Raw genomic sequence first — 24523 nt, 5'->3', positions numbered from 1 at the left:
CGGCTCGGCGGACTGGCTGATCTGCACGCTTCTCGGCGTCGCGAGCGTGGTGACCCCGGTGGCCTGGGCGGTCACGACGGCGCGCCTGCTCCGCGCGTCGCGGACACGGCGAAGGCCACCTCCCCCGACCGGAAAAGGTGGCCTCCACCGCCGGGATCCCGGTCAGACCTGAGCGCGGCGGCGATGCGCCAGCACCGTCAGCGCGACGCCCGCGGCCAGCAGCGACAGGCCGGTGTAGATCGGCCAGGCGCCCATGCCCGTGTAGGCCAGGTCGCTCGCACCCGCCTGCGGCCGGAACTGCACGGCGGGCACCAGGTTGTCGTTGCCGGAGCCGCCGCCGGAGCGGTTGCCGCCCTGGTCACCGCCGCCCGCGCCGGGCAGCTGCGCACACTCGGCGCCCAGCGACAGCGACACCGGGTCGAGCTCGGTGCCGTCCTGGTAGAAACCGCCGAACGCGTCGGAGCTCGTCAGCGTCGCCGCGATGTTCTCGATCGCCAGCGCACCGTCCTCGTCACTGCTCTGCGCGCCGGAGAGGTCGAGGTCGGCCAGCGCGACGCCGGGCAGGTTCACCGGTTCGCTCGGCGCACCCTCCTCGGTCCGCAGCTCGACGTCGGCGAAGAGCGTGCCGGTGCCGCCCTCCACCACGACCTTCGGGTCGCCGAGCACGAATGTGAAGAAGTGCGACGGGTAGGCGAAGGTCACCGTGCCGCGGTAGCTCACGGTGAAGTCCTCCGCGGAGCGGTACTCGGCGGAGCCGAACGCGAACCGGTACGCGCCGGTCGGCACGCCGGCCGGGTTGGCGACGCCGTCGCGCACGACCTCGTCGACGGCGGTGACGACGGCGCCGTCGGTGGCGGTGATGCTGTTGCCCTCCGCGCCACCGATGCCCACGCCGACGTAGGTGCGGAAGCTCTTCTTCAGGCCCCACAGCAACTCGCCCTTGGCGACGTCGTCCGGCGTGAGCACGCACGTCGGCGCCGGGCCGGTGCCGTCGCCGTCGCCAGTGCCGTCACCGTCGCCGTCGCCGTCGCCGGGTCCGGGGTCGGTCGGCTGGTCGGCGAACGTCAGCGGAGTCGTGGTGTCCCAGGTCGTGTCGGCCGACTCCCAGGCGAAGGTGTGCACGGCGAACGGCGTGTCCGCGGCGGCCCTGGCCACTCCGTCGGCTCCGGTGTAGGCACCCGTGACCGTGGTCCGCACCTCCCACGAGCCGTCCTCGGTCACCGGGATCTCGCGGTCGAGCTGGAAGGCACCGCCCGCGTCGGCGTCCTTGAGCTCGTCGAGGCCGGGCCCGATGCGCAGCCGGTAGCCGTTGCCGTCGTGGGCATCCGGGTCGAAGCCGGTGCCCGCGATCGTCACCTCGGCGCCGTCCGGGTCGAGGCCGCTCGAGGGCGTGACCGTCACCGCGGGGTCCTGTGGTTCGGGCTGCGGATCGGTGCCGGGCGCGGCGAACGCGAGCCTGCCCGCGTCGAGTTCGTCACCCGCGTTGTAGAAGCCCGCGAACGCCTCGGCCCCGGCCTCGGTCAGTGTCGAGGACGTGATCGCGGCGACGAGGGTGTCACCGTCGGCCACGGGCGCGCCGTCGAAGGTCAGGTCCGCGAACACCACCTCGGTGGGGTCCTGGACCTGCTCCGGCTTGTCGGCGGTGCCGTAGAAGGCGTAGCTGACCGTGCCCGTGAGCGAGCCGGTGCCGTCGCCGTCGAAGGTGACGGCCGGTTCGGCGAAGGTGAGATCCCAGATGAAGTGCGACGGCGACGCGAAGCTCACCGAACCGTCGAAGGAGACGGTGCCCGTCCCCGTCTGCGGGTCGAACGTGGACTCCTGCTGCGGCCACACGTAGGGCTTGGGCGTGGGCAGCCCCGGGTCGGGATCCAGCGTGGCGCCGCCGGACGGCGTGATCGTGCCGCCGAAGGCGTTGATGTAGCTGCGCCACGACTGCTTGACGCCCCAGTGCAGCCCCGAGGCCGCTGAGGTCTCTGTCTGCTCAGGGGTCTCCTGTGCGGCTGCGGGGCCCGCAGCCAGCGCGGTGCCCGTCAGCAGGCTCAGCGCGGCGGCCGCGGCACCCAGTCTTCGCCAGGTGGCTCTAGTCGACACTGTCAGTTCCCTTCGATTTCCCCGGTCCGGCGGCGCAGTCGCACCACGACCGCCACCGCCGCGACCACCAGTAGGACCGCTCCCCCGACGAGCAGGGCCACGAACAGCGCGTCGCCCTTCTCCCCGTCGCCCTGTGCCCGCACGGCCGGTTCGGCCCGCGAGGTGGGCGGCGCCGCCGAGGACGTGGCGGCGGCGAGCACGGTGAGCTCGACGGAGGTTTCCACAGTGGACTGTTCACCGGTGAACACGAGCCGGTGAGTCCCTTCGGCGACGTCGTCGGGGATCGTCGCCGTGTAGGTGAAGCCGCCGTTCTCGCCCGCTCGCACCGGCGGCAGTTCCGCCGGGTCGGAGTGCAGCGTCACGGCCACGTTCTCGCCGGGAGCGAACCCGGTGCCGGTCACCTCCACGTCGTCGCCGGCGCGGGCGTCGGTGGCCTCGGTCGTCACCGCGGGCTCCGGCTTGGGCGCCGTCGTCGTGGTGGCGGGCGGCGGTTGCGGTGAGGCGGGTGGCGGCGCCGCATCTTGGCCCGGCACGGCGAAGTCGACGGGGGTGAACGTCTCGTTGGCGGGGTTGACCACGCCGTGCGCGCCGATGGTGATGACGCCGCACCGCACCTGGGTGCAGTCCACCTGCGTCGTGTTGCCGGATCGGTCGACGGCGGGGAACCGCGCGCCGGGGATCACGAGCCGCGCCTGCCACGTGCCGTCGGCGGCCACCACGCCGTTGGCGCTGCCGCCCGTGTCACTGCCCGGGAACGCGAGGTAGCGCTGGAAGCCGTTGTTGTCCCTGGCCTCGCTGTCCTGCACGTACTTGTAGGTGCTTCCCGCTGAGCCGCCCTGGCTCGGCCGCCAGCCCCCGCCCGCGTCCGACACCCAGCCGAACAGCACGTACACGCCGCCGTGTCCACCCTGGACGGACTGGAAGCCGCTGCCGCGCAGCTCCACCACCGTGGCATAGTCGGGGTCGGCGGTGCCCGGCGAGACGGTCACCGTGGCGGCCTGCGCGCTCGCGGTTCCGGTGAGCGGCGCGCACGCCGCGCCCAGCAGCAGCGCGAGCGCGGCGGCACGTCCGCGCCACCGCGAAGAGGACTCGATCATGGGCGGTTTCCTGTTCCTTCCCGGTACGGCAGGACGAGGGGTTTTCCGGTGCGGGGATGGCTGATCACCTCGACCGGGTGCTGATAGACCCGCGAGAGCAACCCGGCCTCGCAGACCTCGCCGGGCGGGCCCAGCGCGGCGAGCCCGCCGTCGGAGAGCACGGCGATCCGGTCGGCGTGCGCCGCGGCGAGGCCGAGGTCGTGCAGCACCACGAGAACTCCGGCACCTGCCTCCGCGCGGGCACGGGCGAGCGTGAGCACCTGTTCCTGGTGTCGCAGATCCATCGCCGCCGTCGGCTCGTCGAGCAGCAGCAGCCCGGTCGACTGCGCGAGCACGCGCGCCAGCGCCGTGCGGGCCTGCTCGCCGCCGGACAGCGTCGGGTAGCTCCGGTGGGTGAACGCGGTGAGCTCGGTGTCGGCGAGCGCGGCCGCGACGGCTCGCTCGTCGTCGTCCTCGGCCGCGGTGCCTTCCCACGGCGCACGGCCCATCTCGACCACGGCGCGCACGTCGAACGGGAACGACACGGGATTGTGCTGCGGCAGCACGGCTCTGCGCCGCGCGAGCTCCACTGTGGACCACGCCGTCGCGGGCCTGCCACCGATCGACACCGAACCTCGCTCCGGCACGGCGTCCCCCGCGAGCACCCCGAGCAATGTCGACTTACCGGCACCGTTCGGGCCGACGAGCGCGAGCACCTCCCCCGCGAGGACTCCGAGGGACACGCCGTCGAGCAGTCGCCTGCCTCCCGCGGTGACCACGACGGACTCCGCCTCGGCCAGCACGTCGCCAGCGCGAACGGGGTCGGGCAGCCGCGGGCCGGGACGCGCGAGCAGCCTCATGCCCAGCCTCCTTCCCTGCGCCGCGTGCGCAGCAGCAGCCAGAAGAAGAACGGCCCGCCGACCAGTGCGGTGAGCATGCCGATGGGCAGGTCCGCGTAGTCGAAGGCGTTGCGCGCCAGCAGATCCGCCGACACGAGCAGCAACGCGCCGCCGAGCAGGCTCGCCGGGATCAGCACGCGGTGCCCCGGCCCCGTGATCATCCGGATCAGGTGCGGCACGACGAGCCCGACGAAGCCGATGATGCCGGAGTAGGACACCGCGGCCGACACGGCGATGGCCACCACCACGATCGTCACGAGCCGCAGCACTTCGACGTCCACCCCAAGGTGGCGGGCCTGCCGGTCGCCGAGCGCGAGCAGGTCGAGCCGCCTGGCGAGCAGCAGTGCCACCACAACGCACACCGCCACCAGCGGCGCGATCGTCGCAACGTGGACCCAGCGGCTGGCCGCGAGCGAACCGAGCTGCCAGAACACGATCTGCTCGCGCGCGGCCTGGTCCCCGGCGAACACGAGGAACGAGATCGCAGCACCGGCCACGGCGTTCACGGCGACGCCGGTGAGGATCATCGTCACCACCCCGGCCCTGCCCTTCGAGCGCGCCAGCACGTACACCGCGAGCGTGGTGAGCAGGCCGGTGCAGAACGCCAGTGCCGGAGTGGTGAACGAGCCGAGGAACGTCCAGCCGAACACAATGGACAGACAGGCACCGACGGCCGCACCCGAGGACACGCCCACCACGCCGGGTTCGGCGAGCGGGTTGCCGAAGCAGCCCTGCATGAGCGCGCCGCAGATGCCGAGCACCCCGCCGACGAGCAGGGCCAGCACCACGCGGGGGAAGCGGACGTCCCACAGCGCGGCCTCGGCGAAGGGATCGCCCGGCGCGGCGAGCACGTCGAGTCCGGCGCGGCTCAGCACCGAACCCACCACCTGGGACACCGGGATGTCGAACTGCCCCACGGCCGCCGACGCGACGCTGGCCACCACGAGTCCGGCCACGAGGACGGTGAACAGCACCGCGACCCGCGCGGAGCCGCGTCGTCGGCGCAGGACCGGATCCCCGCCGGAGGTCACCGGCGGGCTCGTCGTGGCGGTCACCCCGAAGCCTCGAGGGAGTCGGGCGCGTAGAGGGCCCTGGCGAGCGCGTCGAGCACGGACGCGGTGAGCGGGCCGAAGCTGAGGATCTGGTAGTCGTTCATGTCGACGAACCGGCGGTGCTGCCCGGCCGGGGTCTGTGCCACGCCGGGGATCTCCGCGGCGCCCGCGACGCCGCCGACGGACTCCAGACCCTTGGTCATGAGCAGCACGACGTCGGGTTTGGCCTTGGCGAGCGCCTCCGGGTTGATGGGCCGCGTGCCGTTGATGCCCGCCTCGCTCGCCACGTCGACCGCGCCCAGCGCGGAGATCAACGCGTCGGCGCCGGAACCCTTGCCGAACATGTGATAGACGCCCGCGGTGCCGCGCAGGTAGAGGAACACGACGCGGGGCCTGCGGGATTCGTCGTCCGGTGCGAGCGCGGCGATCTCGGCGCGCTTGGCCTCGACCTCGCGGTCGAGGCGGTCGGCGAGCTGCTCGCCCGCGTCGTCGACGCCGAGCGCCCCGGCGACGGCCCGCACGATGTCGCCGTTGTTGTCGAGGGTGCGCTGCGGCGTCACCACCACCACGGGCACTCCGGCGTCGCGCAGCTGCAGGACGACGTCCCAGGGCCCGAGCGTGGTGTCGGTGAGCACCACCGTGGGCCGCAGCTGGAGGATCGCCTCGGAGTTGAGCTGGTGGCCGTTGCTCGTCACCAGCGTGAGGTCGCGCGCGGCGGGAAAGCCCGTCGAGGAGTCCCTGCCGACGACACTGTCGCCGAGCCCGAGGCCGAACACGGTCGCGGCCAGCGTGCCGGAGCGGTCGAGCGCGAGGATGCGGCTGGTGTCCTCGACGGTGACGCTCGTGCCCTGGTGATCGGTCACGGTCGCGGGCAGCCGCGGGGTCGGCGCGGGCTCGACGGGCTCGATGTCGGGTTGCGCGACGACCGCCGTGGAGGGCCCCTCGTGGGCGCGCGGGTCGGCGACGGGGGTCAGCTCGGACAGCGGCGTCTGGTCGGCGATTCCGGCAGGGACCGGCGAGGCCGGACCGGGATCGGGTGCGCTGCCGCACCCCGCCAGCACCAGCACCGCGCTGGCCAGCGCAACGGCCGTGCGCCGTGATCTTGCCCGTATGAACACTTAGGTGAGGCTAACCAACTTCACCCGTTCGAGTAAGTTAGCCTAACCTTTTTTACCGAGTCGTTACGGGGCGAGCTGCTCGCGCCACTGACGCGAGCAGCTCGTCCCAGGGCCGTACGGACTAGCGGAACCGGCGCAGCCGCAGGCTGTTGCTCACCACGAACACCGAACTGAGCGCCATCGCCGCCCCGGCGAGCATCGGGTTGAGCAACCCGGCCGCCGCCAGCGGCAGGGCCGCGACGTTGTAGGCGAAGGCCCAGAACAGGTTGCCCTTGATGGTGCCGAGAGTCCTGCGCGAGAGCCGGATCGCGTCCGGCGCTGCCCGCAGGTCGCCCCGGACCAACGTCAGGTCACCCGCCTCGATCGCCACGTCGGTGCCGGTGCCCATTGCCAGGCCGAGGTCGGCCTGCGCGAGCGCCGCCGCGTCGTTGACGCCGTCGCCGACCATCGCGACGACCCTGCCCTCGGACTGCAGGCGCCGCACCACGTCCACCTTGTCCTTGGGCAGAACCTCGGCGATCACCTCGTCGATGCCCACCTCGGCGGCGACGGTCTCGGCCACGGCCTGGTTGTCACCGGTGAGCAGTACCGGCGTGAGGCCGAGCTCGCGCAGGCGGCGCACCGCCTCGGCCGAGGTCGGCTTCACGGTGTCGGCCACCACCAGCACCGCGCGGGCCCTGCCGTCCCAGCCGACACCGATCGCGGTGCGGCCCTCGGTCTCGGCCGCGGCCTTGGCCTCGGCCAGCGACGCGGGCAGGTGCAGGCCCCACTCCTCCAGCAGCGCGGAACGTCCGGCGAGCACGGCGTGGCCGTCGACCACACCCTGCACGCCGAGGCCCTCGACGGCGGCGAACTCAACCACCGGCGGCAGCTCGCCGACCCGCTCTCGCGCACCGAGGGCGATGGCGCGAGCGATCGGGTGCTCGGAGGCGTTCTCCAGCGCACCGGCGAGCCGCAGCACCTCGTGCTTGTCATCCCCGTCGGCCACGTGCACACCGGCGAGCGACATCGTGCCCGTGGTGACCGTGCCGGTCTTGTCGAGCACGACCGTGTCCACCCGCCGCGTCGACTCCAGCACCTCGGGGCCCTTGATGAGGATGCCCAGCTGCGCTCCCCTTCCGGTGCCGACGAGCAGAGCCGTGGGCGTGGCGAGGCCGAGCGCGCACGGGCAGGCGATGATCAGCACCGCGACCGCGGCCGTGAACGCCTCCGACGCCGAGGCGTCCGCCCCGAGCCAGAACATCAGCGTGCCCAGCGCCAGCGCGATGACGATCGGCACGAACACCGCCGAGATCCGGTCGGCGAGCCCCTGCACCGCCGCCTTGCCCGTCTGCGCGTCCTCCACCAGCTTCGCCATCTGTGCGAGCTGGGTGTCGCCGCCGACGCGGGTGGCCCGCACGACGAGCCTGCCGCCCGCGTTCACCGTGGCGCCCGCGACCGTGTCGCCGACTCCGACCTCGACCGGAACCGACTCACCGGTGAGCATGCTCGCGTCGATCGCCGAGCCGCCCTCCTCGATCACGCCGTCGGTGGCGATCTTCTCGCCGGGCCGCACCACGAACAACTCTCCGACGGCGAGCTCGCCCACCGGCACACGCACCTCGCGGCCGTCGCGCAGCACCCCGACGTCCTTGGCGCCCAGCTCGAGCAGCGCCCGCAGGGCCGCACCGGCGCGCCGCTTGGACCGCGCCTCGAAGTAGCGGCCCGCGAGGATGAACGTGGTGACCCCCGCGGCCACCTCCAGGTAGACGTTGGCCTCACCGCCACCGCGCTGGAGCGTGAACTCGAAGCCGTGCGTCATGCCGGGCATCCCGGCCTCGCCGAACAGCAACGCGTACAACGACCAGCCGAGCGCGGCCAGTGTGCCCATCGAGATGAGCGTGTCCATGGTCGCGGCGCCGTGGCGCAGGTTCGTCCATGCCGCGCGGTGGAAGGGATACGCGCCCCACACCACGACGGGTGCGGCGAGCGTCAGTGAGATCCACTGCCAGTAGTCGAACTGCCACGCCGGGACCATCGCGAGGACGATGACCGGCACCGACAGCACGAGCGAGCCGAACAGGCGCTGCCTCGCCGCGCGCAGCGGATCGTCGCCGGGTTCCGGCTGCTCGGGCTCGGTGTCCGGCTCCGGCGGCAGCGTCGCCGAGTAGCCCGCGGCCTCCACCTGCTCGACGAGCCGCTCCGGCGACACTCCGTCGGCGTAGGTGACCCTGGCCTTCTCGGTGGCGTAGTTGACCGTGGCCGTGACGCCGTCGAGCTTGTTGAGTTTGCGCTCCACGCGCATGGCGCACGAGGCGCACGTCATCCCACCAATGGCGAGCTCGATCTCCGTACCCTGCTTGCCCGCGGCGGTGTCGGTCACTCCCGACGTCATGCCCGCTCCCCTTCCACGGTGAACTCGGCCGTCCGCACCACGCCCTCGTGCTGGAAGTCGAGGAACAGCCGGTAGGTACCCGCCGAGGGCACCTCGGCGAGGAACGAGATCTCCGGACCACCGGTGTTCTCCCCGCCGGGGTGGACGTGCAGGTAGGCGAGGTCGCCACCACGCAGTGCCACGAGGTGACCGTCCGCGCCGAGATAGGGCTCCAGGTCGGTGACGGGCCTGCCGTCCTTGCTGATGGTGAGCGTGACCTCCGAGGCCTCGCCCGCGTCGAGGTGGCCGTCGAGGCGGACCTCGTAGCCGTCGACCTCGTCGACCCGCGACGGTTGCGGCTCCAGCGGCCGGAAGTCTCCGGGTGCGAACAGGTCCGTGCCCAGCGTCATGGCCTCGCCGCCGGACGGGGCGAAGTCGGCGAACGCGCGGTAGGCGCCAGGACCGGCGAGGTTCAGCGGCACGCTCCACGTGCCGTCGGCCGCCATCTCGGGGTGGACGTGCTGGAAGTCCGCGGTGTCCCTGCGCACCACGATGAGGTGCATGCGCTTCTCGTGCTCGACGTCGAAGCGGGTGAGGGCCCGGCCGCCGGGGCCGGTGATGTGGAAGGAGAACGTCTCGGTGGTCCCCGGGGTCAGCGTCGTGCGGGTGGGCGTGAGTGTGTAACCGCCCCTGGCCGACGCCAGCCCCTCGGGCTGGTCGACGTGCGCGCTCCCCGCGACGGTGCCGCTGTGGTCGTCCCCGCCCCCGGCATGCTCCTGACCGGGGGCACCAGCCTCGCTGGTGAAGGGACCGACAGCGGTGCCGATCGTCCAGGCGCCCGAGGCGACCAGAACGAGCGCCGCACCGTAGGCGGAGAGCTTCGCTGCTGTGTTCATGTCAGTCCTGTCGGTGCTGTCGTTGCCCGCCGCCGGTCACCCGGCTACGCGGTGAGCTGGTATCCGGCCTCCTCGACCGCGGCCCGGACGTCGGCGACGCCGAGCTCCCCCTCGCTGGTGACGGTGACCGCGCCCGTGGGAACGTCCACGGCGACGCCGGTCACGCCGTCGATGGCCTCGACCTCCTCGGTCACCGAGCTGGCGCAGTGCTGACAGGTCATCCCGGTGACGGTGTAGGTCGTCTCGGTCATCGCGGTTCTCCTTCTCTCGGTCGTACGCGGTCGTGTCAGGAACGGACGAGCCTGGCGATGGCCTCGCTGGCTTCGCGGACCTTCTCCTCGGCCGTCTCGCCGCCCTCGGCGATCGCCTGTGCCACACAGTGCTTGAGGTGTTCGTCCATGAGTCCGAGGGACACCGCCTGCAGGGCCTTCGTGGCCGCGGCGATCTGGGTGAGCACGTCGATGCAGTACTCGTCGTTCTCGACCATCCGCTGCAGTCCGCGGATCTGCCCCTCCACGCGGCGAAGCCGCTTCAGATAGGCGTCCTTGTCGCCGGTGTAACCCCGCATGGCTGTACTCCTCACTCGCGCCGGATTCCCTCGAGCTTACCCCCTACCCGTATGGGTGAGAGTCACCTCGGGTGTCCCGGCATGGATGTTTATACCCTAGGGGGGTAGGGCACTGTCAACGCGAGGAGTCGCCCGAGAACAGCGAACCCAGCAGCTGCCGCACTGCCGCGTCCAGCTCGTCCCTGGTGAGCGCGGGCTGCCTGGCGGACCCGAGCACCAGCCCCGCGCGCACGAGCGCGCCGTGGAGCAACTGCGCCAGCGGCTCCACCGGCTGCGGTGGCAGCCCTCCCCCGCGGACCGCGGCGGCGAGGATCTCGACGAGCGGGCTCAGTGCGTTGTCGAGCCGCTGCCACCCGAGCACCAGGGGCGCGTCACGCAGCAGGAGGCGCTGCACGTCCGGCTCCAGGCACTCGTCGAGGAACGCTCCCGCACCCGCCAGCAGGCCGGCGAGCGGGTCGTCGCGCGCACCGGCGGCCTGCTGGCAGGCGCCGCGCACCCGGATGCGAACGCGGGACTCCACCGACGAGACGGCGGCCTCGAACAGCTCGTACTTGTCGGCGAAGTGGTGGTAGAGCGCGGCCCGGGTGAGCCCGGCACGGTTGACGATCTCACTGGTGGCGGTCTCGGCGAATCCCTTGTCCGCGAACAGGTCCACCGCCGCGGCGACGAGCGCGCGCCGCGCAGCGTCACCCCGTTCGAGCTCGCGGTTGCGCGCCACCACGCACAGATATTACGCCGCACGGCTCGTCACGAAGAGTCGCGAAAGATCCGATGTATTCTGACGCCACTGTGGTAGCAGCACCGAGGAGAACCATGTCCGTCACCGACGACGCCATCGAGGCGATCAAACAGATGATCGTCGACGGCGAGGTGCGTCCGGGAGACCGGCTCCCCCGCGAACCCGATCTCGCGGAGCGACTGGGCCTCTCGCGCAACTCACTGCGGGAGGCCGTGCGGGCGCTGTCACTCATTCACGTACTGGACGTCCGGCAGGGAGACGGCACCTACGTGACGAGCCTCGAACCGTCACTGCTGATGGACGCGATGAGTTTCGTGGTGGACTTCCACCGCGACGACACGGTGCTCCAGTTCCTGGAGGCGCGGCGCATCCTCGAACCGGCCGCCACCGCGATGGCCGCCACCGCCATGTCGCCGGAAGACATCGGAGGCCTCGCGGTGTTGATCGACTCACTCGGGGAGCGGCCGACGGTCGAGCAGCTCGTGGCCAACGACCTCGAGTTCCACCGCCGCATCGCCGTGGGGTCGGGCAACCAGGTGCTGTCCTCGCTCGTGGAGAGCGTCTCCGGCCGCACGCAGCGGGCCAGGACCTGGCGGGGGATCACGCAGGAGGCCGCCGTGGAACGCACCCTGGCCGAGCACCGGGCCATCCAGCAGGCGCTGGCCGCGGGTCAGGCCGAGGTCGCCCGCGCCTGGGCCACGGTCCACATCGCGGGCGTGGAGCAATGGATCCGCCAAACCCTGGTGGAAAGCTGACTCCCCCGGGCCCACGCGGAATGCGGTGAAGGGCACCATACCTGCGTTCAATGCAGTGAAGGTGCCCTTCACCGCACCGGCCACCCGCCCCACGAGGCGGAACCCGACCCCGCGCGACCCGCTGTCCTGCTTGCGGTGAAGGGCACCTTTACTGCGTTCAATGCAGCTAAGGTGCCCTTCACCGCGTTCTGTGCGGGCCCGGGCAGGCGGGGCGGTCAGGGGGCCGGGCGGAGGCGGAGGTCCTGCATTCCGCCGTCGACGGCGACGGCGGTGCCGCTGGTCGAGCCCGCGAGCGGGCTCGCCAGGTAGGCCACCGCGTGGGCGACCTCCTCCGGCGTGACGAGCCGGCCGTGGGGTTGCCGCGCGCACAGCGCCGCCCGTTCCGCCTCGGGATCGTCGGCGCTGTCGAGCAACCTGCCGATCCACGGGGTGTCGGCCGTGCCGGGGTTGACGCAGTTGACGCGGATTCCCTCGCGCAGGTGGTCGGCGGCCATCGCGCGCGTCAGCGCCACCACGGCTCCCTTCGACGCGCTGTAGAGCGCCCGCCGCGGCAGACCGGCGGTCGCCGCGATCGAGCCGACGTTGACGATCGCCGCCGCCGGCGAGCGGCGCAGGTGCGGCAGCGCCGCTCGCGCCGTGCGCACCATGCCCAGCACGTTGACGTCGAGCACGCGCAGCCACTCCGCGTCGTCGTTGTCGGCGACCGTGCCCTGCGCCCCGATGCCCGCGTTGTTGACCAGCACGTCCAGCCCGCCGAAGCGCGCGACCACGGTCTCGATCGCCTCGCGCACCGACGCGTCGTCGGCGACGTCGGTGCGCACGCCCAGCACACCGTCGGCGTCGGGCGCCGGCCGCACGTCCAGCGCTGCCACGCGCGCCCCGCGCTCGCGCAGGACGCTCACCACGGCGGCGCCGATTCCCGACGCGCCCCCGGTGACCGCGGCGACGAGCCCGTCGAACTCCGCCATCAGCCGAGTCCGTCCCCGAACGCGACGTACTCCTGCCGCTGCCTGCCGAGGCCCTCGATCTCCAGCTCCACCACGTCGCCCGGCGCCAGGTAGGGGAACCGGCCCGACAGCGCGACGCCCTCCGGCGTGCCGGTCATGATCACGTCGCCGGGTTCGAGCGTCAGGTAGCGGCTGATGTCGTAGACCAGGTGCTCGACGCCGAACACCAGATCAGCGGTGCTGGAGTCCTGCCTGGGCTCACCGTTGACCCGGCTGCGCAGCCGCAGCGCGCCGTGCTCCACTTCGTCGGGCGTCACGAGCCACGGCCCGAGCGGGTTGAACCCCGGAGCGCACTTGCCCTTGCTCCACTGGCCGCCGGAGTCGACGAGCTGGTGCTGTCGTTCGGAGACGTCGTTGCCCAGCGCGAATCCCGCGACGTGCGCCATGCTCTCGGCGGGCGAGCCGAGGTAGGCGGCGCGGGTGCCGATCACCACGGCGAGCTCCACCTCCCAGTCGGTGCGTTCGCTGCCGGGCGGGATCGTCACCGCGTCGTCCGGGCCGGACACGGTGTTGGGCGTCTTGAGGAACAGGATCGGCCGCTCCGGCGGCTGCGCCCCCGACTCCGCGGCGTGCGCGGCGTAGTTCATGCCCACGCACACCACCGCGCTCGGCCTGGCGATGGGAGCTCCGACCCGTTGCGCGCCAGCGCCTTCGAGTTCCGGCAGCTCACCGGCCGCCAGCGCGGTGCGCACGGTGTCCAGACCGCCCGAGGCCAGAAACGCGCCGTCGATGTCGGCGGTGACGCTGCCGAGGTCGTAGGTCTTCCCGCCGTCGAGCACGACGGGCCGCTCCTCGCCGAGGGGTCCGAGCCGGGCCAGTTTCACAGTGCACTCCTCACACCAGTGGTCGGGTGTCTCTGCGGGGCCGACTGTAGATCATCGAAGAAAACATCTAAGGAATCGCGAATGGTAGGCGTAGTCTGCTCGGACATCGAGTCTTGACGGCCCAGACATCCGATGTCTATCGTTCGGCGGTGACGTAGCTCATACGAAGGAGCATCGTGGCTCGCCTCATCGCGCTACAGACGCACGACGTCCGGTTCCCCACCTCGCAGACCCTCGACGGATCCGACGCGATGAACCCGGATCCGGACTACTCCGCGGCGTACCTGCGCCTGCTCACCGACGCCGGCGACGGACTCGAGGGGCACGGCTTCGTCTTCACCATCGGCCGCGGCAACGATGTACAGGTCGCCGCGCTGCGCGCCCTCGAACCGCACCTGATCGGCAGGGACGTCGACGCGACGCTCGCCGACCTCGGCGGCATGTGGCGCGAGCTGGTGCACGACTCGCAGCTGCGCTGGCTCGGCCCCGAGAAGGGCATCATGCACATGGCCATCGGCGCGGTCGTCAACGCGCTGTGGGACCTCAAGGCCAAGCGCGAGGGAAAACCCTTGTGGCAGCTGCTGTCCTCGCTCTCGCCCGAGCAGCTCGTGGACCTGGTCGACTTCCGCTACCTCACCGACGCGCTCACCCGCGACGAGGCGCTGGAGATCCTGCGCGCCGCCGAGCCGGGCCGCGCCGCGCGCGAGGCGACGCTGCTGCGCGAGGGCTACCCGGCCTACACCACCACGCCCGGCTGGCTCGGCTACGACGACGCCAAGCTCGAGCGCCTGTGCCACGAGGCCGTGGCCGAAGGGTTCTCGCTGATCAAGCTCAAGGTGGGCGCCGACCTCGACGACGACGTGCGCAGGCTGCGCATCGCGCGCGAGGCGTGCGGGCCGGACGTGCGCATCGCCGTCGACGCCAACCAGCGCTGGGACGTGACCGAGGCCGTGCGGTGGATGGGCGAGCTGGCGGAGTTCGACCTGGCATGGATCGAGGAACCCACGAGCCCCGACGACGTGCTGGGGCACGCGACCATCGCCAGGGCGATCGCGCCGATTCCCGTCGCCACCGGCGAACACGCGGCCAACCGGGTGCTGTTCAAACAGTTCCTGCAGGCGGAGGCGCTCAGCGTCCTCCAGCTCGACGCCACACGCGTGGCCGGGGTCAACGAGAACCTCGCGATCCTGTTGCTGGCGGCCAAGTTCGGCGTGCCCGTGTGCCCGCACGCGGGCGGTGTCGGGTTGTGCGAGGCGGTGCAGCACCTGGCGATGTTCGACTACGTCGCCGTGTCGGGCACCACCGAGGGCCGCGTGATCGAGTTCGTCGACCACCTGCACGAGCACTTCGTCACCCCGGTCGATGTCCACGACGGGCACTACCACGCGCCGAAGTCGCCCGGCGCGGGCACCGAGATGCTCTCGGGGTCCATTGTGGAGTACGAGCATGGTTGACGTCGGTGTCCCCAGCCGGTTCGGGCTCGGCACCGCGAGCCTGGGCAACCTCTACGAGCCGGTCAGCGACGAGCAGGCGCACGCCGCGCTCGCCGCCGCGTGGGACACCGGGATCCGGCACTTCGACACGGCGCCGCACTACGGGCTCGGGCTCGCCGAACGCAGGCTCGGCGAGTTCCTGGCCGGCACACCGCGCGACGAGTACGTGATCTCCACCAAGGTCGGCCGCCTGCTGGTACCCGACCCCGCCGGCGCCGGCCGGCTCGACGACGCCCACCACTACGCCGTGCCGGCCGAGTACCGGCGCGAGTGGGACTTCTCGGCCGACGGCGTGCGGCGCAGCCTCGACGCGTCGCTGGAGCGGCTCGGCCTCGACCACGTCGACACGGTCTACCTGCACGATCCCGACGAGCACGATCTCGGCCCCGCGCTCGCAGAGGGGCTGCCCGCGGTTGCCGCGCTACGCGAACAGGGCGTGGTGCGGGCCGTCGGTCTCGGCTCCAAGTCCACCGAGGCGCTGCTGGCCGCTGCGCGTTCCGGCGTGCTCGACGTGCTCATGGTGGCGGGGCGGTTCACGCTCCTGGAACAGCCCGCGCTCGACGCCGTGCTCCCGGAGTGCCGCGCGCGCTCGGTCGGCGTGGTGAGCGCGGGAGTCTTCAACTCCGGGGTGCTCGCCACGCCCACGCCGTCGGAGCGCGACCGCTACGAGTACGGCGCGGTGCCGCCGGAGGTACTCGCCAAGGCCAGGGCCATCGCCGACGTCTGCGCCGAGTTCGGCGTGGACCTGCCCACCGCCGCGCTGTGGTTCTCGCTGCGTGAACCGGTGGTGCGCACCGTCGTCGTGGGCGCGGCGAGCGCGGCCGAGGTCCGCGAGAACCATCGAAGGCTGCACACGCCGGTGTCCGACGAGCTCTGGAACACCCTGCGGGACAAGGGACTGACGCGCTGATGGGCCCGCCGACCGTCGACACGCACCTGCACCTGTGGGACCTCACGGTGAGCGAGTACGCCTGGCTGCCCCAGGGCACACCGCTGCACGCGACCTTCACGGCGGACGCCGCGCGCGCCGAGCTCACCGCGGCGGGTATCTCCTCGGCGATTCTCGTGCAGGCCGAGGACTCCGAGGCCGACACCGAGTTCCTGCTCGCGCAGGCGAGCGCGCACGACTGGATCACCGGCGTGGTCGGCTGGGTACGTCTCGACGACCCCGGCACGGCGAGCCGTCAGCTCGAGAAGTGGAGCGAACATCCGGCGCTGCACGGCATCCGCCACCTCGTGCACGACGACCCGCGCGACGACTTCCTCGCGCTGCCCGCCGTGCGGCGTTCGCTCGGGCTGCTCGCCGAGCGGGGGCTGCCCTTCGACGTCCCCGACGCGTGGCCGCGCCACCTCGGCTCGATCGCCGGGCTCGCCGCGGCGCTGCCCGAGCTGACGATCGTGGTGGACCACCTGGGCAAACCGCCACGTGCGGAACCCGGCTTCGGCAGCTGGCGCGACACCATGCGCGAGGTCGCCGCACGGCCGAACACGGTCGCGAAGGTCTCCGGACTGCAGGTGCCCGGTGAGCCACTGACGGTCGAGGCGCTGCGGCCCGCGCTCGACACAGCACTGGAGCTGTTCGGGCCGCGCCGCCTGATGTACGGCGGCGACTGGCCGATGACCGTGCCGTTCGGCGGATACCAGGCGAGCTGGCGCGTGCTGTCGGACCTGATCGGTGAGCTCTCGCCCGACGAGCGCGCGAGCGTGCTGCACGGCACCGCGAGCGCGGTGTACGGAGTGCCGGAGCCGGGCCGATGACGGGGGTCACGACGATGACGGAGCCGCTGCTCGAGGTCGAGGGCGTGGACAAGAGCTTTCCCGGTGTGCGCGCGCTGCACGACATGCGCCTGGAGCTGCGCGCCGGTGAGGTGCTCGCGCTGGTCGGCGAGAACGGGGCCGGCAAGTCCACGCTCATGAAGCTGCTCTCGGGCATCCACACCGCCGACACCGGGATGTTCCGGCTCGGCGGCGAGTCCTTCGAGGCGACGAGTCCCCGGCACGCGCAGGAGCTCGGCATCAGCATCATCCACCAGGAGTTCAACCTGGTGCCGCACCTGACGGTGGCGCAGAACGTGTTCATCGGCCGCGAGCCGAGGCGCGGCCGGTTGCTGCTCGACGAGCGCAGGCTCAACGCCGACACCACCCGGCTGCTGGAGCGCCTCGGCCTGCCGCTGGACCCGAGGGCGGTGGTCGGCGAGCTGACCGTGGCCAACCAGCAGATGGTGGAGATCGCCAAGGCGCTGTCCTACGAGCCGCGCGTGCTGATCATGGACGAGCCCACCGCCGCGCTCAACGACGCCGAGGTCGCCACGCTGCACGAGCTGATCCGCCGGTTCGTGCTGCCGCACACCGGCGTCATCTACATCTCCCACCGCATGGAGGAGATCAAGCGCATCGCCGACCGCGTGACCGTGATCCGCGACGGCGAGTACATCGACACGCTCGACGTGGCGAGCGCGACCACCGCCGAGATCATCGCGCTGATGGTGGGCAGGGCCATCGACACCGGTGCCCGGCCCCAGGGTGTGCGGGCCGACCGCGACGTGGTGCTCGGCATCGACGGTCTCAACACCAAGGCGTTGCTCAAGAACGTCACGTTCGACCTGCGCGAGGGCGAGATCCTCGGGTTCGCGGGACTGATGGGCGCGGGCCGCACCGAGGTGGGCAGGGCGCTCGTCGGCGCCGACCGGATCGACTCCGGCACGATCACCCTGCACGGCAAGCCGGTGCGCATCGGCAATCCCGCCGACGCCGCGCGGCACGGCATCGGCTACCTCTCCGAGGACCGCAAACGCTTCGGCCTGCTGCTGGACCAGGACGTGCGCGCCAACATCGCGCTCGGCGCGCTGCGGGACCAGTTCACCCGCGGCGGGTTCGTGCGCGACCGCGACGCGAGGGCCACGGCACAGAGCTACGTCGGGACACTGCGCATCAAGACACCGTCGCTGGAGCAGACCGCCAAGCACCTCTCCGGTGGCAACCAGCAGAAGGTCGTCATCGCGAAGTGGCTGGCGAAGAACTGCGACGTGCTGGTGTTCGACGAACCCACGCGGGGTATCGACGTCGGCGCCAAGGAGGAGATCTACCAGCTGCTCAACGAGCTGGCCGCGCAGGGCAAGTCGATCATCATGATCTCGTCGGAGCTGCCGGAGATCCTGCGCATGTCCCACCGGGTCGTGGTGATGAGCGAGGGACGTGTCACGCGCGTGCTCGACGCCGACGAGGCGAACCAGGAAACGATCATGCACTACGCGACGCTACGCCCGGACGAGAACCCGGACGACGCCGCGGAACTCGGGATCCGGACAGGGAGCTAGAGGGCGATGGCAGCTGTCAAGACGCAGGCCCCGGAGCGGGCACAGGGTGGCGGCATCGCGGGCGCGCTGAAGGGCAGCCTGCAGCAGTTGCTGGCGTTCGCGAGTCTCATCGTGATCGCCGCGTTCTTCTCGTTCGCGAGCCCGTACTTCTTCTCCTACGGCAACTTCACGGCGATCCTGTTCTCCACGGTGGTGATCGGGACGCTCGCGATCGGCACCACGTTCGTGATCATCGCGGGCGGCATCGACCTCTCCATCGGCACCGGCATGGCGTTGTGCGCGGTGATGTCGGGCGTGTTCCTGGTCAAGCTCGGGCTGCCGCTGTGGCTCGGTGTCCCGGCGGCGGTCCTGTTCGGCGGGCTCATCGGGCTCGTCAACGGGATCAACGTGGCACTGCTGAAGATCCCGCCGTTCATCGCGACCCTGGCGATGATGCTCGTCGCCGAGGGCCTCGCGCTCGTGCTCTCGGACAGCACGCCCATCTACTTCACCGAGGCGCCCGGCTACACCGAGATCTCCACCGGCAACCTGATCCCCGGGGTGAACTTCCCCAACGCGGTGCTGGTGCTGCTCGTGGTCGCGCTCATCGCCGGCGTACTGCTGCGCAAGAGCGTGCTGGGCCGCTACACGTACTCGATCGGCAGCAACGAGGAGGCCACCGCGCTGTCGGGCATCGACGTGCGCCGGTGGAAGATCGCGATCTACGCCTTCGCCGGGCTGTTCATCGGCCTGGCCGGGGTGCTGATCTCGGCGAGACTCGGCTCCGCCCAGCCGGCTACGGGCATGGGCTACGAGCTGCAGGCCATCGCGGCCGTGGTGATCGGTGGCACGTCGCTGTCCGGCGGCAAGGGCTCGATCGTCGGCACCCTGATCGGCGCGCTGATCATCTCGGTGCTCAACAACGGGCTGCAGATCATGTCGATTCCCCAGGAATGGCAGAACGTCATCCTCGGCTGCGTCATCCTCGTCGCCGTCTACACGGACCGGATCCGGAAGAAGGAACTGTGACGGGCCAGGCAGCCGCGACCAGAACAAAGGAGATCTGGTGAAGAAACTGAGGAAGATCGTCGCGGCGCTCGCGGGCGGCGCGCTCGCACTGACGCTCGCTGCCTGCGGATCCGACGGCGGCTCGGGAGGCGGCGGTGACGGACCCTTCATCGCGATCGTGTCGAAGGGCTTCCAGCACCAGTTCTGGCAGGCGGTGAAGCAGGGCGCCGAGGAGGAGGCCGCCGCACGGGGCGCGCGGGTGACGTTCGTCGGCCCGGCCACCGAGCAAGAGGTGGAAGAGCAGATGAACATGCTCACCAACGAGCTCGCCAAGTCGCCGCAGGCCGTCGGATTCGCCGCACTCGACTCCCGGGCCGCCGCTCCCCTGCTGCAGCAGGCTCAGTCCCAGAACATCCCGGTGATCGCGTTCGACTCCGGCGTGGAGAGCGAGGTCCCGGTGACCACGGTCGCCACCGACAACAAGGCCGCGGCGGCCGAGGCGGCCAAGCACCTGTCCGAGCAGCTCGGCGGCAAGGGCAAGGTGGCGCTCGTCGTGCACGACCAGACGAGCCGCTCCGGCATCGACCGCAGGGACGGCTTCCTGGAGTGGATGAAGGAGAACGCCCCCGGCATCACGGTGCTCCAGCCGCAGTACGGCGGCGGTGACCAGCTGGAGTCGGCCAACATCACCAAGTCGATCATCTCGGCGAACCCGGACCTCAAGGGCATCTACGCCAGCAACGAGGGCTCCGCGATCGGTGTCATCAAGGGCGTGCAGGAGAGCGGACGGCAGGGCGTCACGGTGGTCGGCTTCGACTCCGGCAAGGCACAGATCGACGCGATCAAGAGCGGTGTGATGGCGGGCGCGGTGACCCAGGACCCGATCGACATGGGCCGCAAGCTCGTGGACTCGGCCATCAAGGCCATCGACGGCGAGCAGCTGCCGAAGACCATCGACACCAACTTCTACTGGTACGACAAGTCCAACGTGGACGACCCGAAGATCAAGGCGACGCTCTACGAATGACCCAGGAGAAACTCCGTCCCGCCCGCCTCACTGCCTTGGCTCCCAACGGAAGAGGCGCCGCGCGGCGCTCAGTGCCAGCACCGTCCAGGCGGCCAGCACACCCAGTGCTGGCAGGCCCTCGGCGAGCTGACCGGTGAACGTCGACGTCTCGGAGTAGGCCAGCCGCAGCAGCTCGGCGACGGCGCCACCCGGCAGTGCCAGCTGCAGCGTGCTGAGCCCCTCCGTGAGGCTCATCCCCGCCCAGAAGCCGCTGCCCAGCAACGCGAACACCACCGGCGTGGCCACGGTCTGGGCCTGCTCGCTCGAGGACGTGATGCCCGTGACGGCCATGCCGAGCCCGATGCTCAACGCCGCGCCCAGCACGATCACGGCGAGCAGCAGCAGCGGGTTCGTGGGCAGCATCGAGGCGATGGTGCCGACGAGCACCACCATCAGCACACTCTGTGCGAGAGTCACTCCGATCGCGGGCGAGAGCACGCCGAGCAGCACCGTGGTGTCCGAGGCGTTGCCGGAGCGCAGTCGCTTGAGGTAGAGCTCGTCCCTGCGGTACGACAGCGATGCCGCCGCCGTGATGCAGCCCGACATCCCGAACACCGTCAGCAGCATCAGGGTCACCAGAAAGCTCGTGCCCGCTCCCGGCAGCAGGTCGTCGGCGTTGAGGAACAGCACTCCCATCGCGGCGGGCACCAGCACCGCCGAGACGGCGACCGCCGAGTTGCGTGCCAGTAGCTTGGTCTCCGCGCGGAAGATCGCGCCCAGGGCCCCGCTCATCATGCCGCCACCGTCACTTCGCGCGTGCCGTTCACGACGTCGCGGAACACCTCGTCAAGCGAGGCGTGCTGAGCCCGGAACCGGGTGAGGCGCACGGTGTGGTGCTCCGCCCACCGCAACACCGCACTCAGGTCCGCCTGCAGGTCTCTGGTTCGGATGTGCACCCGGCCTTCGCCGATCGCGTCCCGGTCGAGCTCGCCGACGTCGGGCAGCGCGTCGCCCACACCCGCGGGCAGGTCGAAGCTGATGCGCGCGCGTTCCCGGTCGAGCACGTCGACCAGGCTGCCCGCCACCGCGAGGCGACCCTCGTGCATGATCGCCAGCCGGTCGGCGAGCCGCTCGGCCTCCTCCAGGTAGTGCGTCGTGAGCAGCACCGTGGTGCCCTGCGCGAGCAACTCCCTGACGAGCTGCCAGGTGGTCTCGCGCGACTCGGGGTCGAGGCCCGTCGTCGGCTCGTCGAGGAACAGCACCTCGGGGCCACCGAGCGTGGCGAGCGCGAGGTCGAGCCTGCGCTTCTCCCCGCCGGAGAGCTGCTTGACCCGCACGTCCCGCCGGTGCGCGAGCCCGATGCGCTCCAGCGCCGCGTCCACATCGGAGGCACGCTCGACCATGCGCTGCCACAGCCGCGCCGTCTCCAGCACCGTGAGGTCCCCGGCGAACCCGCTGTCCTGCAACATGATCCCGCATCGCGAGCGCACCTTGTGCCGATCGCGGTGCGGGTCGTGGCCCAGCACCCGGACGCTGCCACCGCTCGCAGGCCGGTGTCCCTCGATCGTCTCCATCGTCGTGGTCTTGCCGGCGCCGTTGGTGCCCAGCAGCGCGAACAGCTCTCCCCGCCGCACGTCGAGGTCCACACCGCGGACGGCGTCGAAGTCGCCGTAGGAGCACCGCAGGCCGCTCACCCGCACTACCGTTTCCGTCATCGCCTCAGCGTGCGCGGCCGACGTCGGCGCCGGTAGCGCCGGACGTCATCGGTCCGAGTGCGGGTGTCACCGCCCGGTCGTGACAAATGTCAGGTGGTCGATGATGGCTACGCTGTCCGGTGTGAACGATGCCGGGACACGCGTGCGGGGGATGCGCCTCTACACGCTGTGGTCGCTGATGGCCATCGGTGGATTCTGCCTGGTGCCGCCGGTGATCCTGCTGGCCGAGAACCGGTTCGACGGCCCGGGCGTGTGGCTGTTGTGCACGGTCGCGGGCGTGCTCGCGGTGCAGCGGGCCCGGCTCGTCCGCCAGGCGGTGCACCACGCCGGGCAGCCACTGGGACTGCGGGCCGAGCTCCTGGTGACGCTCGCGCTGGCGATCGCGGCGTGCAGCTACGCCTTCGTGGTCGATCCCGAGCCGATGTGGTGGGGATTCCTGCCCGCGGTGGTGGGCGGCGCGGTCGTGCTCAACCTGCCCGCCGAGGCCCGGTGGCGGGCGGCGACGGTGGTCTCGGTCGTCACCGCGCTGTGCGCGGCGGCGGCGACCGTGCTGTGGGCTCAGGGCGACTACCCGACGACGGGGTGGTTCAGTGTCGCGGTCCTCGTGCTGGTGCTGCTCTCGCTCGACGTGGCGCAGCTGTGGTTGTGGGACATCGTGACCGAAGTGGACAGAGCGAGGGCGACGGCGGGTGAGCTCGCCGTGGCGCGCGAACGGCTGCGGTTCGCCGCCGATCTGCACGACATCCAGGGTCACCATCTGCAGGCGATCATGCTGAAGGGCGAACTGACCGAGCGCCTCATCGGCCGCGACGACGACGCGGCCCGCGCGCAGGCCGCCGAGCTCACCGAACTCGCCCGCACCGCGCTCACCGACACTCGCGAGGTGGTGCACGGCTACCGGAGCACCGACCTCGGCACCGAACTGACCAACGCGGTGGAGTTGCTGCGCGCGGCGGGAATCCGCACCACGGTGTCGGGTTCGGCCGACACCGTGCCGCCGCCGCTGCGAGGGCTCTTCGGTGCGCTCGTGCGCGAGGGCACCACCAACATCCTGCGGCACAGCCAGGCGAGCACGTGCGAGCTGACGTTCGACGTCGCTGACGGGCGGGCGCGGGTGCGCCTCGGCAACGACGGCGTGAGCCCGGCCGAGGTCGACCCCGGCAGCGGCATCGCGAGCCTGCGCGAGCGGTTCGCCACGATGGGCGGCGAGGTGTCGGCGCTCTCGGCCGACGGCCGCTTCGAGCTCAGCGGCAGCGCCGCCGAACCGGGAGGGGTACCCGCGTGATCCGCATCGTGCTCGCCGACGACGAGGACCTGATCCGTGGCGCGCTCGCCGCGCTGCTCGGGCTCGAGGACGACATCGAGGTGGTGGGCCAGGCCAGCGACGGGCGCACCGCGGTCGAGCTGGCGAGGGCGCACAGGCCCGACCTCGCGGTGCTGGATCTGGAGATGCCGGGCTGGGACGGGCTCGCCGCGGCGAAGCAGCTGAGCGAGAATCCCGGCATCCCCTCGGTGCTCGTGACGCGGCACGCGAGGCCAGGCGTGCTCAAGCGCGCGCTCGGCGACGGCGTTCGCGGCTTCGTGCCCAAGACGACGCCCGCGAGCAGGCTCGCCGAGATCCTGCGCGACGTGCACGCGGGCAAACGCTACGTCGACCCGGAGATCGCCGCGTCGGCGCTGACGGCCACGAGCTGCCCGCTCACCGACCGCGAGCTGGAGCTGCTGCGCTACGCCCACGACGGCGGCACGATCAACGCGATCGCCGGGCAGGCGCACCTCGCGCAGGGCACGGTGCGCAACTACCTCTCCTCGGCGATGACCAAGCTCGGCGTCGAGACGCGCTACGAGGCGGCGCGCAGGGCGTGGGAGGAGGGCTGGTTCTGACGCCGCTCAGCCCCGCCTGCCTGTGAGCGCGAGGTAGCGCGTGCGCCACGACGCGCCGTCGGCCACGGGCACCGGCTCGCGGAACACACCGATCTCGCGCCACGTCGGCGCCAGACCCACCGAGCCCTCGTACAGGCGGCGCGACAGCTCCTCCGACAGCGGTGACCGCCCGCCGAGGTGCTCGGCGACGTCGTGCGCGGTGAGACTGCGCGCCACGTTGAGCTGCCAGAAGTAGTTCCACGTCTCGCAGTCGCCGTACGAGCAGTGCACCGCGGCGACGCGATCGGTCACCGTGCGGGCCGCCGCCCTGGCCGCGTCCGCGAGGTGCGTGAGAGCGCCCTCGGGGTCGGCACCGAGCAGGTCACCGTCGTAGGCGTCCTCGCCCACCTCGGCCATCGTCCGGCCTGCCAGCAGGTCCGGGATCCACGCCTCGTCGTAGGCGAGGTGGGCGACCACGGCACGCAGCGGCGTGGGCCCGTCCGCACCCATGTCGAAGACCGGCGGCAGCGGGCTGTCCAGGCGCTCGCGGGGAATCCGGGTGAGCACCGACATCGCGGCCTCGTCGGCGAGCAGGAACACCTCGGCCTCGGCGATCATCGTCTGCTTCTTCGTCTCGGTCATGGGGCGAACGCTATGAGGCGTACAGGCCAGTTCCTGGCCGGAACAGAGTTGAGTTGTTTGGACTCAACTTAGGGAACAAACCTCGACGCAACTCCGTTGGAGCAGATATCGGCCCCGCCAGA

The 24523-nt window shown here is 71.4% G+C and carries 24 protein-coding genes; 9 read left to right on the top strand and 15 right to left on the bottom strand.

The window, feature by feature from the left end:
• Positions 1-162: 162 nt before the first annotated feature.
• The 10 genes from JHE00_RS18475 to JHE00_RS18430 form a co-directional block, all read right to left on the bottom strand.
• Positions 163-2091, bottom strand: a complete 1929-nt coding sequence (locus JHE00_RS18475; protein ID WP_200319658.1) for an HtaA domain-containing protein — start codon at positions 2089-2091, stop codon at positions 163-165.
• Positions 2092-2093: 2 nt separating this feature from the next.
• Positions 2094-3188 (bottom strand): hypothetical protein, encoded by a 1095-nt coding sequence (locus JHE00_RS18470; RefSeq protein WP_230424536.1) that lies wholly within the window; start codon positions 3186-3188, stop codon positions 2094-2096.
• The gene (locus JHE00_RS18465) at positions 3185-4027 is read right to left on the bottom strand and encodes a heme ABC transporter ATP-binding protein (protein WP_200319656.1); all 843 of its coding nucleotides are present in this window, start codon (positions 4025-4027) and stop codon (positions 3185-3187) included. Before JHE00_RS18465 ends, JHE00_RS18470 begins: the two co-directional genes overlap by 4 nt.
• Complete coding sequence (locus JHE00_RS18460; RefSeq protein ID WP_307832000.1) at positions 4024-5121, bottom strand: FecCD family ABC transporter permease; 1098 nt, start codon at positions 5119-5121, stop codon at positions 4024-4026. Before JHE00_RS18460 ends, JHE00_RS18465 begins: the two co-directional genes overlap by 4 nt.
• Positions 5118-6236, bottom strand: a complete 1119-nt coding sequence (locus JHE00_RS18455; protein ID WP_307831999.1) for a heme/hemin ABC transporter substrate-binding protein — start codon at positions 6234-6236, stop codon at positions 5118-5120. The genes JHE00_RS18460 and JHE00_RS18455 overlap by 4 nt, the downstream gene beginning before the upstream one ends.
• Before the next feature lie 121 nt (positions 6237-6357).
• Positions 6358-8610: a heavy metal translocating P-type ATPase gene (locus JHE00_RS18450; protein WP_200319654.1), complete on the bottom strand. Its 2253-nt coding sequence runs from the start codon at positions 8608-8610 to the stop codon at positions 6358-6360.
• Positions 8607-9485: a DUF8832 domain-containing protein gene (locus tag JHE00_RS18445; protein ID WP_200319651.1), complete on the bottom strand. Its 879-nt coding sequence runs from the start codon at positions 9483-9485 to the stop codon at positions 8607-8609. Before JHE00_RS18445 ends, JHE00_RS18450 begins: the two co-directional genes overlap by 4 nt.
• Before the next feature lie 44 nt (positions 9486-9529).
• Positions 9530-9736 carry a heavy-metal-associated domain-containing protein gene (locus JHE00_RS18440; protein ID WP_200319649.1) on the bottom strand — a complete coding sequence of 69 codons (207 nt, stop codon included), beginning with the start codon at positions 9734-9736 and terminating at the stop codon, positions 9530-9532.
• 35 nt (positions 9737-9771) lie between these two features.
• Positions 9772-10053 (bottom strand): metal-sensitive transcriptional regulator, encoded by a 282-nt coding sequence (locus JHE00_RS18435; RefSeq protein ID WP_200319647.1) that lies wholly within the window; start codon positions 10051-10053, stop codon positions 9772-9774.
• A gap of 115 nt (positions 10054-10168) precedes the next feature.
• A complete protein-coding gene (locus tag JHE00_RS18430) occupies positions 10169-10774 on the bottom strand; it encodes a TetR/AcrR family transcriptional regulator (protein WP_200319645.1) in 606 nt (201 codons plus the stop codon).
• Between the two features lie 92 nt (positions 10775-10866).
• On the opposite strand from JHE00_RS18430, the gene JHE00_RS18425 reads away from it, so the two are divergent.
• Complete coding sequence (locus JHE00_RS18425) at positions 10867-11547, top strand: FadR/GntR family transcriptional regulator (protein WP_200319643.1); 681 nt, start codon at positions 10867-10869, stop codon at positions 11545-11547.
• 215 nt (positions 11548-11762) lie between these two features.
• Here JHE00_RS18425 and JHE00_RS18420 read toward each other — a convergent pair whose 3' ends face one another.
• Together JHE00_RS18420 and JHE00_RS18415 are read right to left on the bottom strand one after the other, a co-directional pair.
• Positions 11763-12515, bottom strand: coding sequence for an SDR family NAD(P)-dependent oxidoreductase (locus JHE00_RS18420; RefSeq protein WP_200319641.1), 753 nt, complete (start codon positions 12513-12515; stop codon positions 11763-11765).
• Positions 12515-13378, bottom strand: coding sequence for a fumarylacetoacetate hydrolase family protein (locus JHE00_RS18415; protein WP_200319639.1), 864 nt, complete (start codon positions 13376-13378; stop codon positions 12515-12517). The genes JHE00_RS18420 and JHE00_RS18415 overlap by 1 nt, the downstream gene beginning before the upstream one ends.
• Positions 13379-13554: 176 nt before the next feature.
• On the opposite strand from JHE00_RS18415, the gene JHE00_RS18410 reads away from it, so the two are divergent.
• The 6 genes from JHE00_RS18410 to JHE00_RS18385 are packed head-to-tail and all read left to right on the top strand — an operon-like array spanning position 13555 to position 20202.
• Positions 13555-14832 (top strand): L-fuconate dehydratase, encoded by a 1278-nt coding sequence (locus JHE00_RS18410; protein WP_200319637.1) that lies wholly within the window; start codon positions 13555-13557, stop codon positions 14830-14832.
• Entirely contained in the window at positions 14825-15781 is a 957-nt protein-coding gene (locus JHE00_RS18405) for an aldo/keto reductase (RefSeq protein WP_200319635.1), read from the top strand. The genes JHE00_RS18410 and JHE00_RS18405 overlap by 8 nt, the downstream gene beginning before the upstream one ends.
• The gene (locus JHE00_RS18400) at positions 15781-16629 is read left to right on the top strand and encodes an amidohydrolase family protein (RefSeq protein ID WP_200319633.1); all 849 of its coding nucleotides are present in this window, start codon (positions 15781-15783) and stop codon (positions 16627-16629) included. The genes JHE00_RS18405 and JHE00_RS18400 overlap by 1 nt, the downstream gene beginning before the upstream one ends.
• A complete protein-coding gene (locus JHE00_RS18395; protein ID WP_200319630.1) occupies positions 16626-18188 on the top strand; it encodes a sugar ABC transporter ATP-binding protein in 1563 nt (520 codons plus the stop codon). The genes JHE00_RS18400 and JHE00_RS18395 overlap by 4 nt, the downstream gene beginning before the upstream one ends.
• A gap of 6 nt (positions 18189-18194) precedes the next feature.
• Positions 18195-19196 (top strand): ABC transporter permease, encoded by a 1002-nt coding sequence (locus JHE00_RS18390; protein WP_200319628.1) that lies wholly within the window; start codon positions 18195-18197, stop codon positions 19194-19196.
• Positions 19197-19233: 37 nt separating this feature from the next.
• A complete protein-coding gene (locus JHE00_RS18385; RefSeq protein ID WP_200319626.1) occupies positions 19234-20202 on the top strand; it encodes an ABC transporter substrate-binding protein in 969 nt (322 codons plus the stop codon).
• A 27-nt stretch (positions 20203-20229) separates the two neighbouring features.
• On the opposite strand, the gene JHE00_RS18380 is transcribed toward JHE00_RS18385, so the two are convergent.
• Together JHE00_RS18380 and JHE00_RS18375 are read right to left on the bottom strand one after the other, a co-directional pair.
• A complete protein-coding gene (locus JHE00_RS18380; RefSeq protein ID WP_200319624.1) occupies positions 20230-20976 on the bottom strand; it encodes an ABC transporter permease in 747 nt (248 codons plus the stop codon).
• The gene (locus tag JHE00_RS18375) at positions 20973-21896 is read right to left on the bottom strand and encodes an ABC transporter ATP-binding protein (protein ID WP_200319622.1); all 924 of its coding nucleotides are present in this window, start codon (positions 21894-21896) and stop codon (positions 20973-20975) included. Before JHE00_RS18375 ends, JHE00_RS18380 begins: the two co-directional genes overlap by 4 nt.
• A gap of 121 nt (positions 21897-22017) precedes the next feature.
• On the opposite strand from JHE00_RS18375, the gene JHE00_RS18370 reads away from it, so the two are divergent.
• On the top strand, positions 22018-23181 hold the full coding sequence (locus JHE00_RS18370; protein ID WP_307831998.1) for a sensor histidine kinase: 1164 nt from the start codon (positions 22018-22020) through the stop codon (positions 23179-23181).
• Positions 23178-23780, top strand: a complete 603-nt coding sequence (locus JHE00_RS18365) for a response regulator transcription factor (RefSeq protein WP_200319618.1) — start codon at positions 23178-23180, stop codon at positions 23778-23780. The genes JHE00_RS18370 and JHE00_RS18365 overlap by 4 nt, the downstream gene beginning before the upstream one ends.
• A 6-nt stretch (positions 23781-23786) precedes the next feature.
• Here JHE00_RS18365 and JHE00_RS18360 read toward each other — a convergent pair whose 3' ends face one another.
• Positions 23787-24401 carry a DinB family protein gene (locus tag JHE00_RS18360; RefSeq protein ID WP_200319617.1) on the bottom strand — a complete coding sequence of 205 codons (615 nt, stop codon included), beginning with the start codon at positions 24399-24401 and terminating at the stop codon, positions 23787-23789.
• Positions 24402-24523: the final 122 nt, after the last annotated feature.

The sequence above is a fragment of the Prauserella cavernicola genome, from assembly GCF_016595675.1.
In the GTDB taxonomy this organism is placed as follows: Bacteria; Actinomycetota; Actinomycetes; order Mycobacteriales; family Pseudonocardiaceae; genus Prauserella_A; species Prauserella_A cavernicola.
The sequence above is the reverse complement of the archived record's forward strand: the minus strand, read 5'-3'. Positions and strand labels throughout refer to the sequence as shown.

Excerpts from the sequence above, each read along its gene's own strand:
- JHE00_RS18425 (WP_200319643.1), top strand. The coding sequence starts at position 10,867 with ATGTCCGTCACCGACGACGCCATCGAGGCGATCAAACAGATGATCGTC.
- JHE00_RS18390 (WP_200319628.1), top strand. The coding sequence starts at position 18,195 with ATGGCAGCTGTCAAGACGCAGGCCCCGGAGCGGGCACAGGGTGGCGGC.
- JHE00_RS18450 (WP_200319654.1), bottom strand. The coding sequence starts at position 8,610 with ATGACGTCGGGAGTGACCGACACCGCCGCGGGCAAGCAGGGTACGGAG.
- JHE00_RS18395 (WP_200319630.1), top strand. The coding sequence starts at position 16,626 with ATGACGGGGGTCACGACGATGACGGAGCCGCTGCTCGAGGTCGAGGGC.
- JHE00_RS18465 (WP_200319656.1), bottom strand. The coding sequence starts at position 4,027 with ATGAGGCTGCTCGCGCGTCCCGGCCCGCGGCTGCCCGACCCCGTTCGC.
- JHE00_RS18400 (WP_200319633.1), top strand. The coding sequence starts at position 15,781 with ATGGGCCCGCCGACCGTCGACACGCACCTGCACCTGTGGGACCTCACG.
- JHE00_RS18445 (WP_200319651.1), bottom strand. The coding sequence starts at position 9,485 with ATGAACACAGCAGCGAAGCTCTCCGCCTACGGTGCGGCGCTCGTTCTG.
- JHE00_RS18360 (WP_200319617.1), bottom strand. The coding sequence starts at position 24,401 with ATGACCGAGACGAAGAAGCAGACGATGATCGCCGAGGCCGAGGTGTTC.
- JHE00_RS18405 (WP_200319635.1), top strand. The coding sequence starts at position 14,825 with ATGGTTGACGTCGGTGTCCCCAGCCGGTTCGGGCTCGGCACCGCGAGC.
- JHE00_RS18435 (WP_200319647.1), bottom strand. The coding sequence starts at position 10,053 with ATGCGGGGTTACACCGGCGACAAGGACGCCTATCTGAAGCGGCTTCGC.
- JHE00_RS18375 (WP_200319622.1), bottom strand. The coding sequence starts at position 21,896 with ATGACGGAAACGGTAGTGCGGGTGAGCGGCCTGCGGTGCTCCTACGGC.
- JHE00_RS18440 (WP_200319649.1), bottom strand. The coding sequence starts at position 9,736 with ATGACCGAGACGACCTACACCGTCACCGGGATGACCTGTCAGCACTGC.
- JHE00_RS18380 (WP_200319624.1), bottom strand. The coding sequence starts at position 20,976 with ATGATGAGCGGGGCCCTGGGCGCGATCTTCCGCGCGGAGACCAAGCTA.
- JHE00_RS18470 (WP_230424536.1), bottom strand. The coding sequence starts at position 3,188 with ATGATCGAGTCCTCTTCGCGGTGGCGCGGACGTGCCGCCGCGCTCGCG.
- JHE00_RS18420 (WP_200319641.1), bottom strand. The coding sequence starts at position 12,515 with ATGGCGGAGTTCGACGGGCTCGTCGCCGCGGTCACCGGGGGCGCGTCG.